We start from the raw sequence: 12,873 nt of genomic DNA, 5'->3' as shown, positions 1-12,873 counted from the left end.
ACGTTATCGACGATTGACGGGAGGTGTCCGACGGAGGCCCGAATTTCACCCGGACGGGAGAGTTTCGGAACCTGCGGTGGACGGGTGACGTGGAGAGGGGGACCGTGGAACATCCGGGGGTGTACGACGTGAGGTGTACGAGGCGCTCGATGCGTACGACAGGGCGTGGGCCTCGGTTACCGAAGCGAAGGGCGTGGTGCGGTGAGCACGGGCAGGCGACGACGGGCGCCGGTGCAGGACGGGAAGCGGCCGGTACTGATAGCGGTCGGCGTGGCGGCGGTGACCGGTGCCGTGGTGGCGACCGTCTCGCTGTGGCCGTCCGGCGGCGCCGGCGCGCAGACCGGGGCGAGCGTCGCTCCGGACCGGACGGCGGCCGGGTCCGCCAACCGGACCGGGGCCGCGCCCCCACCGTCTCCCACGCCGACCCGCACGTACCCGCTCTCCCAGACCCCGCGCACCATCCCCGCCGTACGCGAGCACACCCCGGCGCGCGGCCCCGGCTGGCGTCCCGCCTCGGGCGCCCGCGTGGTCGTCGACGACGCGGGCCTCGCCGACGAGGGGAAGCTGCTCGCGGGCGAGCTGAAACTGTCTTACGCCGGACAGACGGCGGCCAAGGACGGAGACGTCGAACTCGGCCTGAACACCAGCGGCGCCGACCCGGAGTCGTACACCCTGACCGTCAAGAACCGCCGGGTCACCATCTCCGCGCCCGGCGAGGCGGGCGTCTTCTACGGCACCCGCACCCTCAAGCAGGAGGTGCACGGCGGCGGTACGGCGTCCGAGGGCGTCGTGCGCGACCAGCCCGCCAAGCCGCGCCGCGGGTTCATGCTCGACATCGCGCGCAAGCCCTACTCCGCGGCCTGGATAGAGGACCGGATCCGGGAACTGGGCGATCTGAAGTACAACGAGCTGGGGCTGCACTTCTCCGACGACCAGGGCTTCCGCATCCAGTCGGACACCCACCCGGAGATCGTGTCGAAGGACCACCTCAGCAAGACGGACGTCCGCGACATCGTCGCCCTCGCGGAGAGCCGCCACATCCATGTCGTCCCCGAGATCGACTCGCCGGGCCACCTCGGCGCCGTGATCGCCGCCCACCCCGACCTCCAGCTGCGCAGCGTCTCGGGATCCACCCCCCGTGGCACCGTCGACATCTCCAAGCCCGCCGCGGCGAGCATCGTCGACGACCTGCTGAACGAGTACGCCGGTCTCTTCCCCGGCCCGTACTGGCACCTCGGCGGCGACGAGTACCAGGCGCTGACCGTGGCCAGCCCGTCGACCTCCTTCCCGCAACTGGCCGCCGCCGCCAAGCAGGCCTACGGCCCCGGCGCCACCGTCGCGGACCTCACCACCGGCTGGCTCAACGACCGCGCCCAGGTGATGCGCGGACACGGCCGGACCCTGCGGGCCTGGAACGACGGGTTCTTCAGCGGCGGCACGGTCCAGGCGGACAAGAACCTGGAGGTCGCGTACTGGACCGGCAAGGAGCTCGGCGCGCGCCCGCCCGTCGAGTACCTGAGCGCGGGCCGCAAGCTCATCAACTACAACGACGAGTACCTCTACTACGTCCTCGGTGAGCCGCAGACCTTCGTCTACCCGACCGGGCAGCGCATCTACGAGCAGTGGACCCCGCTCGTCGTCCGCGGCACCACGCCGGTCCCCGCGAAGTACGACAGCCAGATCCTCGGCGGGAGCTTCGCCGTCTGGTCGGACCGCGCGAACTCGCAGACCCAGGACCAGGTGGCGGCGGGGATCAGGATGCCGCTGCGTGCCACGATCCAGAAGCTGTGGGATCCCGGTCGGCCGGCGCTGTCCTGGACGGACTTCAAGAGCCTGGCGAACCGGCTGGGCTGAGGCGTATCTTCCCTGTGATTCGTGTGCCGGGTGTGCCTAGGGGAGGGCCCGCCCGGCTTCTTGTGCCGGCGCGGTCTCACGTGCCGGTGATTCGGGGGGATTTCATGTCCAGTACGCCCATGCCCGGCGGCACCATGGTGCCGCCGCACGGGGTTGCCCGGCTGCGCTCGCCGGTGGGCCTCGGGCGAGCGGTCGCGGTCCTGCTCGGCGTGGTCGTCGCCGCGGGTCTCTTCGGGATCTGGGCGGGCGTCAAGGTGTACGACGTCACGGGCACCATCCTGGAGGGCGGGGTCGGCGAGGCCCTCCAGCGGGACGCGGACCACGCGGACTCGGTCATGGCCGCGGTCGGGGTCGTGCAGCTGGTCTCCCTGGCTGCCACGGTCGTCTTCTACCTCGTCTGGTTCTACCGGGTGCGGATCAACGCCGAGGTGTTCGACCCGTTCGGGCATGAAATGGGGCGCGCCTGGGTGGGCTGGGGCTGGGTCGTGCCGGTGGTGAGCTTCTGGTTCCCGCGCCGGATCATGCTCAACACCTGGGACGCGAGCCGTCCCGCCGGCTCCCGCACCTCGCACGGGCTCGTCAACGCCTGGTGGGTGATGTGGACCATCACGCTGTTCGTCGGCCGGGCCGGGTTCGAGAGTTACCGCAAGGCCGAGACCGCCGTGGAGCTCTACGTCGCCGCGGGCGACGTGTTGTTCGCGGACGTCACCGGCGTTGTGGCCGCCGTACTCGCCATCCTCGTCGTCCTGCGCCTGACCCGGATGCAGAACGAGAAGGCCCTGCGCGGACCCGTCCCATCCGGAGAGCCGGTCCCGGCGCCCGTACGAGACCACCGCTGACGGGCGGCATTGGGCCGTTGGGGGCAGGCGGCGCGCCGGTTCGGCTGATTCCCTGGCCAACTCCCCGACCCCTGTGGTGTATTCGGCGCGGCCGAACCGAAACACCACCGGGGGGAAACCGGCATGGGCTACTGGGGCTACTACGTCGTGGGCAGAAGCGAGCGGCCGCTCGCGGAGCTGGACGCGCTGGGCGCGGCGCACGGGATGGTGCTGCGGACCACGGCGCCCGACGGCTGGCAGGTCTGGGAGTACCCGAGCGGTGACGGCGACGTCGGGAGCATGAACTCGCTCGCCCGGGAGACCGGCGCGCCCGCGCTCTTCGGGTACGTCATGAACAGCGACTGTGTGGTCGTCGAGGCGGCCGGTCCCGGGAGCGGCGCGTGGACGACGTGTCTGGCACGCACGGCGATGGCCGCGCATCTCGGGCAGAGCGAGGAGGGGCTCACCGTCGACGACTACTTCCTGGAGCCCTCCGACGCCGCCGCAAGGGCCGTCGCCTGGGCCGCGGAAGCCGGGCACACGGTGGTCGCCGAACCCCTGCTCGCCGTGCTGACCGCGGACGCCGATCCCTTGGCCGAAAACCTGCTCTTCCGGTTCCTCGACCGGCTCGGAGTGGTGCCCCTGTGACACTCCCGCTCCGGAGCACGCAGTAAGGGAAAGTGCGGGCTCCGTAAGCGGGAGCGCCCTGTCGAGGGAGGCGTGATGAGCCTGGTGGACCTGATCGCTCAGGCCGACGAGCGTGGTCTGGCAGCGAGCGGGCTGGCTTGTTTGGATCGGTGCGTGCCCCTGCTGGGCGGCGACGACGACGTCCTGCGGCCGCTCTGGTCGAGCCTCGCGGACGGCGGCGCGGACGGCGACGCCTGGGGCGAACGGCTTGCCAAGGCACGGGCGGAACTGGACTCCGCCGACCCCGACCCCGCCCCCGGATCCGGCCCAGGAGCCGAGACCGAGGCCGAGGCCGCCGTGAGTGACGAGGACCGCGCCGCCGTACTCGCCCGCCGTATGCTCGCCGCCGCCCCCGACGACCCCTGCGCGTCCGCGCTGCGCGCCTGGGCCGACGCCTGTTCGGCGGCGGCCCTGCAGATCCACCGGCTCCTCGATGTCGCCGCCGACGGCGACGGCCCCCTCGTGGCGGCCGAACTGCGCCGCCAGGTCGCCGTCCTGGAACTGCTCGCGGGCCGCGGCGCGGGCGGACTGCGCCCCGCCCTGGAGGTGTCGACGGAGGGGCGGCGCGTCCTGCGCGCGGTGGTGTCGCGCCGGGCGCGCGGACGGTCGTAAACCTGTTTCCCTGAGGGGTTCCTGTGACCGTCCTGGGGCCGGAGATGGGGGTCCTGGGCCGGTGTCGCGAAGGCGCCTGGAACGCGTGACGAATCCCGTCCGGAAGGCGCTCTTCCGAGTGTGAACGCTACGAGTGTGAACGCAACGAGTGCGAACCCGATCCGGACGGCCAGGCCCTCCGCCGCGACCAAGCCCGTGCGCTGGGCCGCGGACACCGTCGCGACGATGCGCGAGGCAGCCCGGCTGCGCCTCGACTACTCGGCGCAGAGTCTGTGGCGCGTCGACCGGCTGATCGAGGAGATACGCCGGGAGGGGGCGCCGTACGCCGCCGTCCACACCGTGCTGCGCGGCTTCGGCGCGTACGCCGGTGAGGTCGTCGTCCGGTGTACCGGCGCCGAGTGGTGGGAGACGGGCGGCGAATACTGGCTGCGCACCCCCGACGGGCGCCTGTGGGACCCCGTCGACGAGGCCCGCCGCTGCTACGCGGGCGACGGCTCGCTGCGGCTGCTGTGCCGCGAGGCCGTCGGATAGCGGGGGGGTGGGGAGTGGGGAGCGTGCCGAACGCCGGCGAGATTGCGGGTTCTTAAGGTACGCGACCGTTCCCAAACGGCGGTCTCCGGAGTGAACATGAGGGCAACCGCCGAACCCGGGAGGCCTCGTGGCCGACAACCGCCGTTGGTGGGCGCTCGTCGTCATCGCGCTCGCCCAGTTGATGGTCGTCCTCGACATGACCATCGTGAACATCGCCCTGCCCTCCGCCCAGACCGCCCTCCACATGTCGGACGGCAACCGGCAGTGGGTCATCACCGCGTACACCCTCGCCTTCGGCGGACTGCTGCTGCTCGGCGGCCGGATCGCCGACCTCGCCGGTCGTCGGCTCACCTTCATGATCGGCCTGTTGGGCTTCGCCGCGGCGTCCGCGCTGGGCGGCGCGGCCGCGAACTCCGGGATGCTGTTCGGGGCGCGCGCCCTCCAGGGCGTGTTCGCGGCGCTGCTCGCCCCCGCCGCCCTGTCGCTGCTCACGACGACGTTCACCGACCCCGGGGAACGCGGCAAGGCCTTCGGCGTGTTCGGCGCGATCGTCGGCGCGGGCGCGGCGTTCGGGCTGCTCGCGGGCGGCTTCCTCACCCAGTACCTGGACTGGCGCTGGTGCCTGTACGTCAACGTCCCCATCGCCCTGGTCGCGTTCGCCGGCGCCCTGGCGGTGCTCAGCGGTGGCGGCCGTTACGAGGACGCGCGCCTCGACGTGCCGGGTGCGGTGCTCGGCTCCGCCGGAATGCTCTCGCTGGTCTACGGCTTCTCGGAGGCGGAGTCGAGGAGCTGGGGCGACGGACTGGTCCTCGGACTGCTGGCCGCCGGGGTCGTGCTGCTCGGCGTGTTCGGGCTCTGGCAGACCCGCGCCCGGGTGCCGCTGCTGCCGATGTCGGTGGTCAGGGACCGGCAGCGGGTCGGGGCATTCCTCACCATCCTCTTCGTCACCATCGGGATGTTCGGGGTCTTCCTCTTCCTCACCTACTACATGCAACGCGTGCTCGGGTACTCGCCGATGAAGACCGGACTCGCCTATCTCCCCATCACCGTCGGCATGATCACCGGCTCCACACAGGTCGCGGCCCGCCTCCTGAACCGGGTCCCGCCGCGCGCCCTCATCGTCCCCGGGCTGCTGCTGGCCGCGGGCGCGCTGGCGATCATCGCGCAGGTCGGGGTGGCACCCGCGTACGCCTCGCACATCCTGCCCGGCATGCTGATGCTCGGCCTCGGCATGGGCACGGCGATGATGACCTCCATCTCGCTGGCCACGGTCAGCGTCGCGCCCCGGGACGCGGGCGCGGCCTCCGCCACCTTCAACACCGCCCAGCAGGTCGGCGGTTCGATCGGTACGGCGCTGCTCAACACGATCGCCGCGAGCGTGACGACCCGGTACGCGACCGCGCACGCGGCCCCCGGCGTCGACCGTCGCGCCCTCGCCTCCCGGGCCGCCGTGCACGGCTTCAACGTGGCCACCTGGTGGGCGATGGGAGCGCTGTTGCTGGCCGCGCTGATCGCCGGGATCGTGGTGAACGCGGACCGGATGCCGGCCCCGCAGGGGCGTCCGGCTCCGCTGCCCGAACCGGTGGAGACAGACGCCTGAGCCAGGACGTGTTCCGAGGGACTCCCGGGGCGCCTGACGGGCTGTGACATTTCTGTGGGGCCCGACGCAGATGACCACGTGGGCGTCGACACGGCCGACCGTGTCGCACGGTGCGCATTCTGACCGACTCGGGGCGAACGAGGGCAGCGTTGGGCCACGGAGGGGAACTCCGCCGCGTACAGGCGTACGACGGTGAGCTCGGTGCGGCCGTGGCGCGGGCGCAGCAGGGGGACGAGGCGGCCTTCGCGCTGGCGTACCGGTCCGTGCAGCCCGGACTGCTCGGGTACGTGCGCGGGATCGTCGGGGACGACGCGGAGGACGTGGCGTCCGACGCCTGGCTGGAAATCGCGCGGGACCTCGGGCGGTTCAAGGGGGACGGGGCGGGGTTCCGCGGCTGGACCGCGGCCATCGCACGGCACCGCGCGCTCGACCATCTGCGGAGGCAGAAGGTACGGCCCCGGGCGACCGGGCTCGAGAACGACATACTGGAACTGCCCGGCACCCACAGCACCCACGACCAGGCGCTGGAGAGCCTCTCCACGGAGCGCGCCCTGGAACTGGTCGCAGGGCTGCCCCGCGACCAGGCCGAGGCCGTACTGCTGCGCGTGGTCGTCGGTCTCGACGGCCCCGCCGCCGCCCGCGTCCTCGGCAAGCGCCCGGGCGCGGTCCGCACCGCCGCCCACCGTGGCCTGAAGCGCCTGGCGCAGCAGCTCGGCGCCGACGGGGAGCCCGGGGTGTGACGCCCAACGGCCTCCTGACGCCAGGAAATTCGGGACGAGCGTCAGGAAGCGGTGGGCCGAGGACAGGCACGGGTGGGCTGGGACATGGGTGAGAACGGGACCTTCCTCGACGCGCTGCTCGCCTTCGCCGCAAGGGGTGTTCCCGTCGATCCGGAGGCCGAGGGGCGGACCGTCGCCGCGTACCGGGCCGCTCGCGAGGGCGGGGCGCACGGGGCGCGGACCCGGCGGCGCGACGACTGGCGACCGCGCGAGCAGCGCCGACCAGGGCGCGAGTTCAAGGAGAGTCAGACGCCGATGGCAACGGCCGGGGCCGCCACCCCCCACAGGAGAGGCCCCGACCGTCGCGCGGCACGGGCCGCGCGGCGGCCCGTACTCTCTACAGCGCCGCGACTGCGTTTTCTGTCACACCTCACTGCGTCACCATTTAGTTGCATGCTGTACGAACATGGACGGGGAGCGGTTTCAGGCCGTAACGTGCCATTCGCGCCGGGGTGCGGAGGACGGACAACCGCACCCGTGAGGGGCCTAGGACCGCAACCACCAACTGAGGAACCACAACGGCGAGCAACCCGGTCCGCGATAGCGGCGCCGGCTTAGGCGCAGAAGGGCGCGCGGTGCTGGGGGACGACGCGGAGCTGACCGCCGCGGTGCTTGCGGCACAGGACGGGGACGAGACCGCGTTCCGGACTGTGTACCGCTCGGTGCACCCACGGCTGCTCGGATACGTACGGACGCTGGTCGGCGACCCGGACGCGGAGGACGTCACGTCCGAGGCCTGGCTGCAGATCGCCCGTGACATGGAGAGGTTCAGCGGCGACGCGGACCGCTTCCGAGGCTGGGCCGCCCGGATCGCCCGCAACCGCGCCCTCGACCACATACGCATGCGCGGGCGCCGCCCCGCGATCGGCGGTGACGAGACGGAACTGACCGCGAAGGCCGGCGATTCCGACACCGCGGGCGAGGCGATCGAGGCGCTGGCCACCGACAGCGCCCTCTCGCTGATAGCCCAACTCCCGCAGGACCAGGCGGAAGCCGTCGTGCTGCGCGTGGTCGTCGGCCTCGACGCCAAGACCGCGGCCGAGACCCTCGGCAAGCGGCCCGGAGCCGTCCGCACCGCGGCGCACCGCGGTCTCAAGCGGCTCGCGGAACTGCTCGGCGCGGATCCGGAATCCGCCGGCGGCCTCGGCGCCGTCCCCCCACAAAGAGAGTCACGAAGAGAGTCGCGCACACGCGCGGTGACGTCCGCGGGTGTGACGCATACGCGTTCGCGGACGCAGAAGGACATGTGATGGCCGACGAGCAGGACAAGTGGCTGGACCGTGACGCCGCGGAGCGTCTGCTGCGTGGTGAGCCGCTGGAAGCCGTCGACGCCGACACCCAGGGCAGGGCCAAGCGGCTTGCCGACGTGCTCGGTGCGCTGGCTGCCGAACCCGCGCCGACCAGCGCCGAACTCCCCGGCGAGGCTGTCGCGTTGGCCGCGTTCCAACAGGCGCGCGCGGGCCGGAACGGCGAGGTGGTCCAGCTCGGCCGCCGGGGGCGCCCGGGGGCCGCGGCCCACTTTGCCGACGCGGGTCTCGTCCGGCTGGGCCGTCCGGCTCCGGCCCTGCGGGGGCCCCGTTGGGGCCGTCCGGTGCGCCTCGGGATCGTCGCCGCGCTGGCCGCGGGGATGATCGGCGGAGTCGCCGTCGCGGCCGGAACCGGAGTGCTGCCGACTCCGTTCCGTGACGACTCGCCGAACCCGGCCGCGACGATTTCCGCGGCGCAGACACCGCCGCAGCCGTCCCTGTCGCCGTCGCCCGGAGCTTCGAAGACCGATGGTTCCGAGGTACCGGTCCCGGGTGCCACCACGAGCGCGCCGGCCGGTGCCGGCTCGGGCGACGACGAGGCCCAGGGGCCCGGCGCGCCGAGCGGACAGCCCGACTCCTCCGACGCCGGGCGGTCGGCCCGCGCCCGCGAATGGTGGGCCAGGACACGCTCGTACTGCCGCGACGTGCTGGACGGCAAGAGCCTGGAGTCCGGCCGCAGACGTGTCCTGGTGGACGCCGCGGGCGGCGGCCGGCGCGTGAAGAAGTACTGCAAGGGCGTCCTGGGTCAGACGGGCGCCGCAACGGGCGAGGACCAGGGGCAGCAGGGGGCCGCGGGCTCGGGCTCCGGCTCCGACCAGGGGGCCGGGGGCGGTTCCGGCGACGGCTCGGGCAGCGGCTCCGGTGGCGGGGACAACGGCGGTGAGGGCGACGGCCACACAGGCTCCGGCGGCACGGGGGGCCACCACGACCGCAACGGGATCCTCGCCCCGTCGCCGCGCTCGGTCGTCGCGCCGCTGCTGCCGTCCCTCTGAGCAGTCGCTGCTGCCGTCCCTCTGAGCGGCCGCTGCTGCCGACCTCCTGAGCAGCCGCTGCTGCCCACCTCCTGAGCAGGCTTTCGGCCATCCGGACCGGGCGTGTTCTCAGCCACCCGTACTCCGAGAACCCTGCCATCTGCCCTCTGACCTGCGGTTTCGCATTCCTTCGGAATTTTCTTCCGCCCGGGTGTGACGTTTTCGGCCGCGCCGACGCAGTACTGGGTGAGCCGACTGGTCATCGGCCGTCGCACTGAGCCGGGGTTCCCCCCGTACCCAGGCCTGGTGCACATCGGCGCGGGCGGGACACGTTCCCCCGGTCCCGCCCGCGCCCCATCACCCCTTCCGCCCTCCGGGCCGGCCGTCACCAGTAGACGACGACCTTGTCCCCGTCCCGGACCTGTGCGAACAGCGCCGCGATCTTCCCCTCGTCCCGTACGTTGACGCAGCCGTGCGAGGCGCCGTAGTAGCCGCGGGCCGCGAAGTCGGGGGAGTAGTGGACCGCCTGGCCGCCGCTGAAGAACATCGCGTACGGCATGGACGTGTGATAGATCGTCGACACGTGGTAGCGCGATTTGAAGTAGACGCTGAAGACCCCTTCGCGGGTCGGCGTGTACTGCGAGCCGAAGCGCACGTCCATCTCCGAGACCGTCTTCCCGTCGATCATCCAGCGCAGGGTGCGGCTCGTCTTGCTGACGCACAGCACCCGGCCCGTCATACAGCGCGGGTCGGGCCGCGCGGCGGGCTGCCCGCCGTACGGGTACAGCTCCCACGCGGCCGGCTTGTGCGTCATCCCCCGCAGCCGCTCCCAGGTGACGGCGTCCAGCTCACCGGTCCGCGGCAGCCCGCGCTTGCCCTGGAACCCCTTCACCGCGGTGACCGTCGGGGTGTCGTACGTCCCCGTCGGCGCCGGGATGAGCCAGGCGACCTGGTGCAGCCGGGCCTGGACCTCACGGACGTCGTTCCCCTTGTCGCCGCGGGACCAGAGGACCTTGGGGGCGGCGGACGGCGTCGTGTCGCCCGGCTTGTCGTCCCCCGGCGTGGCCGAACGGTCCGTCTTCGAGGCGGACGGCGGCGTCTTGCCCTGAGTGCTCCCCTGCGTGCTCCCCGGCGTCTTCCCCCGCGCGTTCCCGTGCGCGTCCACGGCCTGGGCCGTACAGCCGCTCACCGCGACGAGTGCCACGAGGGCGGCCAGCGATCTCCTCATACCAGTCGTACGCATTCCAACCCCCGGTACGTCGTCGTGTCCCCTGAGATGCTCCCCAGGCGCGCCCGGTTGCGAACGACGCGCGATCCTGGGGAATGAAGCCTGTGAGCAATGAATCCTGAGAGCGATGAAGCCTGTGAGCAAGGTCCCAGCGCGGTCTTCTCCATCCCGCGCACGGCCGCCGCTACAGTCCGTGGCGAGGGTCGGACCTACCAGTAAGTAACTTCAGCGGGAGGCACAGCAATGGCGCGCGAGTCGGAGTCCGGACTGCCCATCGAACCGCTCTACGGACCCGAGGTTCTGGACGGCTGGGATCCGGCCGAGAAGCTGGGCGAGCCGGGCGCGTACCCCTTCACCCGCGGTGTCTACCCGTCGATGTACACGGGCCGCCCGTGGACGATGCGCCAGTACGCGGGCTTCGGCACGGCCGTGGAGTCGAACGCGCGCTACAAGCAGCTGATCGCGCACGGCACGATGGGCCTGTCGGTCGCCTTCGACCTGCCCACCCAGATGGGCCACGACTCGGACGCGCCGATCGCGCACGGCGAGGTCGGCAAGGTCGGCGTGGCCGTCGACTCGGTGGAGGACATGCGGATCCTGTTCGGCGGCATCCCGCTGGACAAGGTGTCCACGTCGATGACGATCAACGCCCCCGCGGCGCTGCTCCTGCTCATGTACCAGCTGGTGGGGGAGGAGCAGGGCGTCCCGGCCGATCAGCTGACGGGCACGATCCAGAACGACGTGCTCAAGGAGTACATCGCGCGCGGCACGTACATCTTCCCGCCCAAGCCCTCCCTGCGGCTGATCGCGGACATCTTCAAGTACTGCAAGGCAGAGATCCCGAAGTGGAACACGATCTCGATCTCCGGCTACCACATGGCCGAGGCCGGTGCCTCGCCCGCGCAGGAGATCGCGTTCACCCTCGCCGACGGCATCGAGTACGTCCGCACGGCCGTGGCCGCCGGCATGGACGTCGACGACTTCGCCCCCCGCCTGTCCTTCTTCTTCGTCGCCCGTACGACGATCCTGGAGGAGGTCGCGAAGTTCCGCGCGGCCAGGCGCATCTGGGCGCGGGTGATGCGCGAGGAGTTCGGCGCGAAGAACCCGAAATCGCTGATGCTGCGCTTCCACACCCAGACGGCCGGGGTCCAGCTGACCGCCCAGCAGCCGGAGGTGAACCTGGTGCGCGTCGCGGTGCAGGGCCTGGGCGCGGTCCTCGGCGGCACACAGTCGCTGCACACCAACTCCTTCGACGAGGCGATCGCGCTCCCGACGGACAAGAGCGCGCGCCTGGCGCTGCGGACGCAGCAGGTCCTGGCGTACGAGACGGACGTGACGGCGACGGTCGACCCCTTCGCCGGCAGTTACGTCATCGAGAAGATGACCGACGACGTCGAGGCGGCCACGGTCGAACTGATGGCGAGGGTCGAGGAGCTGGGCGGCGCGGTGTCCGCGATCGAGCACGGCTTCCAGAAGGGCGAGATCGAGCGCAGCGCCTACCGGATCGCGCAGGAGACCGACTCCGGTGAGCGGGTCGTGGTCGGTGTCAACCGCTTCCAGCTCGACGAGGAGGAGCCGTACGAGCCTCTCCGCGTCGACCCGGCCATCGAGGCGCAGCAGGCCGAACGCCTCACCAAGCTCCGCGCCGAGCGCGACCAGCCGGCGGTGGACGCGGCCCTCGCCGACCTCAGGAAGGCGGCCGAGGGCACGGACAACGTCCTCTACCCCATGAAGGACGCCCTGCGCGCCCGCGCGACGGTGGGCGAGGTGTGCAACGCGTTGCGGGGGGTTTGGGGGACGTATGTGCCGAGCGATGTGTTCTGAGGGTGCCGTTCCGGATACGCTCTGTGAACGGGGTGTATCCGGAGAGGAGTTGGCGTGGCGGTGCCATCGCGGCGGCGGACGACTGTCATCGAGGCCGAGGCCTGGCTCACCCGTGAGCTGGAGGGGTACCGGGGGGAGATCCTCTACGGGAGGCTCACCGCGACGCCGTGGGCCGACGGTCCGCATCAGCGGACACTGACGCGCCTCATCACGACGTTCTTCGACGCCGGACTGGAGCACGCAGGGCTTACGTGTCTGCTGGGGATCGGGTTGTGGCTGCCCACAGGGCCGGAGGACTTCGCCGTTCCCGACCTCTCGATCGTCGAGGCGGACTTCCTGAGCACGCACGTCCAGATCAACTGTTATGCGCCCCGCGCCTTCCGGATGGTCTTGGAGGTGACCGCCTGCAACTGGTCCGACGACCTCGGCCTCAAGGTCGCCTGCTACGCCGAGGCGGGAATTCCCGTCTACGTCGTGGTCGACCGCCGACACGACGAGGTGCTTCTCCACCAGAACCCGGTCGACGGGAGATACCCCGCGCCTCAGCGCTACAGGCGCGGTCAGACTGTCCCCGTGCCCGAGTTCGTCGGTGTCACGCTCGACCTCTCCGTCGACACCCTTCTGGGCGGGGATTGACCCTCGGCACCCGTTGGGTCCGTTGT

12 protein-coding genes are annotated in these 12,873 nt (G+C 71.7%); 11 read left to right on the top strand and 1 reads right to left on the bottom strand.

The window, feature by feature from the left end; translation table 11 throughout:
• Positions 1 to 201: 201 nt before the first annotated feature.
• The 9 genes from ACFVWD_RS43545 to ACFVWD_RS43505 all read left to right on the top strand — a co-directional run bounded on the left by ACFVWD_RS43545 (position 202) and on the right by ACFVWD_RS43505 (position 9,180).
• Complete coding sequence (locus ACFVWD_RS43545) at positions 202 to 1,854, top strand: glycoside hydrolase family 20 protein (protein ID WP_389603509.1); 1,653 nt, start codon at positions 202 to 204, stop codon at positions 1,852 to 1,854.
• A 104-nt stretch (positions 1,855 to 1,958) separates the two neighbouring features.
• The gene (locus ACFVWD_RS43540; RefSeq protein ID WP_389603507.1) at positions 1,959 to 2,693 is read left to right on the top strand and encodes a DUF4328 domain-containing protein; all 735 of its coding nucleotides are present in this window, start codon (positions 1,959 to 1,961) and stop codon (positions 2,691 to 2,693) included.
• Between the two features lie 123 nt (positions 2,694 to 2,816).
• Positions 2,817 to 3,320: a hypothetical protein gene (locus ACFVWD_RS43535; RefSeq protein ID WP_389603506.1), complete on the top strand. Its 504-nt coding sequence runs from the start codon at positions 2,817 to 2,819 to the stop codon at positions 3,318 to 3,320.
• A 75-nt stretch (positions 3,321 to 3,395) separates the two neighbouring features.
• Positions 3,396 to 3,971: a hypothetical protein gene (locus tag ACFVWD_RS43530; RefSeq protein WP_389603504.1), complete on the top strand. Its 576-nt coding sequence runs from the start codon at positions 3,396 to 3,398 to the stop codon at positions 3,969 to 3,971.
• Between the two features lie 135 nt (positions 3,972 to 4,106).
• Positions 4,107 to 4,502, top strand: a complete 396-nt coding sequence (locus tag ACFVWD_RS43525) for a hypothetical protein (RefSeq protein WP_389603502.1) — start codon at positions 4,107 to 4,109, stop codon at positions 4,500 to 4,502.
• 127 nt (positions 4,503 to 4,629) lie between these two features.
• A complete protein-coding gene (locus ACFVWD_RS43520; protein ID WP_389603501.1) occupies positions 4,630 to 6,102 on the top strand; it encodes an MFS transporter in 1,473 nt (490 codons plus the stop codon).
• Between the two features lie 149 nt (positions 6,103 to 6,251).
• A complete protein-coding gene (locus ACFVWD_RS43515; protein ID WP_389603499.1) occupies positions 6,252 to 6,842 on the top strand; it encodes an RNA polymerase sigma factor in 591 nt (196 codons plus the stop codon).
• 614 nt (positions 6,843 to 7,456) lie between these two features.
• Complete coding sequence (locus ACFVWD_RS43510) at positions 7,457 to 8,131, top strand: RNA polymerase sigma factor (protein ID WP_389603497.1); 675 nt, start codon at positions 7,457 to 7,459, stop codon at positions 8,129 to 8,131.
• Positions 8,131 to 9,180, top strand: a complete 1,050-nt coding sequence (locus tag ACFVWD_RS43505; protein ID WP_389603496.1) for a hypothetical protein — start codon at positions 8,131 to 8,133, stop codon at positions 9,178 to 9,180. The genes ACFVWD_RS43510 and ACFVWD_RS43505 overlap by 1 nt, the downstream gene beginning before the upstream one ends.
• A 364-nt stretch (positions 9,181 to 9,544) precedes the next feature.
• On the opposite strand, the gene ACFVWD_RS43500 is transcribed toward ACFVWD_RS43505, so the two are convergent.
• Positions 9,545 to 10,402, bottom strand: a complete 858-nt coding sequence (locus ACFVWD_RS43500) for a L,D-transpeptidase family protein (protein WP_389603494.1) — start codon at positions 10,400 to 10,402, stop codon at positions 9,545 to 9,547.
• A gap of 228 nt (positions 10,403 to 10,630) precedes the next feature.
• On the opposite strand from ACFVWD_RS43500, the gene ACFVWD_RS43495 reads away from it, so the two are divergent.
• Both ACFVWD_RS43495 and ACFVWD_RS43490 read left to right on the top strand, forming a co-directional pair.
• Positions 10,631 to 12,211 carry a methylmalonyl-CoA mutase gene (locus tag ACFVWD_RS43495; protein WP_389603492.1) on the top strand — a complete coding sequence of 527 codons (1,581 nt, stop codon included), beginning with the start codon at positions 10,631 to 10,633 and terminating at the stop codon, positions 12,209 to 12,211.
• A gap of 54 nt (positions 12,212 to 12,265) precedes the next feature.
• Complete coding sequence (locus ACFVWD_RS43490; protein ID WP_389603491.1) at positions 12,266 to 12,847, top strand: Uma2 family endonuclease; 582 nt, start codon at positions 12,266 to 12,268, stop codon at positions 12,845 to 12,847.
• The last annotated feature ends 26 nt before the right edge of the window (positions 12,848 to 12,873 follow it).

It is taken from the genome of Streptomyces sp. NPDC058086 (genome assembly GCF_042885015.1).
In the GTDB taxonomy this organism is placed as follows: Bacteria; Actinomycetota; Actinomycetes; order Streptomycetales; family Streptomycetaceae; genus Streptomyces.
Note: the sequence above shows the minus strand (reverse complement) of the source record. Positions and strands in the feature narration are given on the sequence as shown.

Excerpts from the sequence above, each read along its gene's own strand:
- ACFVWD_RS43540 (WP_389603507.1), top strand. The coding sequence starts at position 1,959 with ATGTCCAGTACGCCCATGCCCGGCGGCACCATGGTGCCGCCGCACGGG.
- ACFVWD_RS43535 (WP_389603506.1), top strand. The coding sequence starts at position 2,817 with ATGGGCTACTGGGGCTACTACGTCGTGGGCAGAAGCGAGCGGCCGCTC.
- ACFVWD_RS43530 (WP_389603504.1), top strand. The coding sequence starts at position 3,396 with ATGAGCCTGGTGGACCTGATCGCTCAGGCCGACGAGCGTGGTCTGGCA.
- ACFVWD_RS43505 (WP_389603496.1), top strand. The coding sequence starts at position 8,131 with ATGGCCGACGAGCAGGACAAGTGGCTGGACCGTGACGCCGCGGAGCGT.
- ACFVWD_RS43500 (WP_389603494.1), bottom strand. The coding sequence starts at position 10,402 with ATGCGTACGACTGGTATGAGGAGATCGCTGGCCGCCCTCGTGGCACTC.
- ACFVWD_RS43495 (WP_389603492.1), top strand. The coding sequence starts at position 10,631 with ATGGCGCGCGAGTCGGAGTCCGGACTGCCCATCGAACCGCTCTACGGA.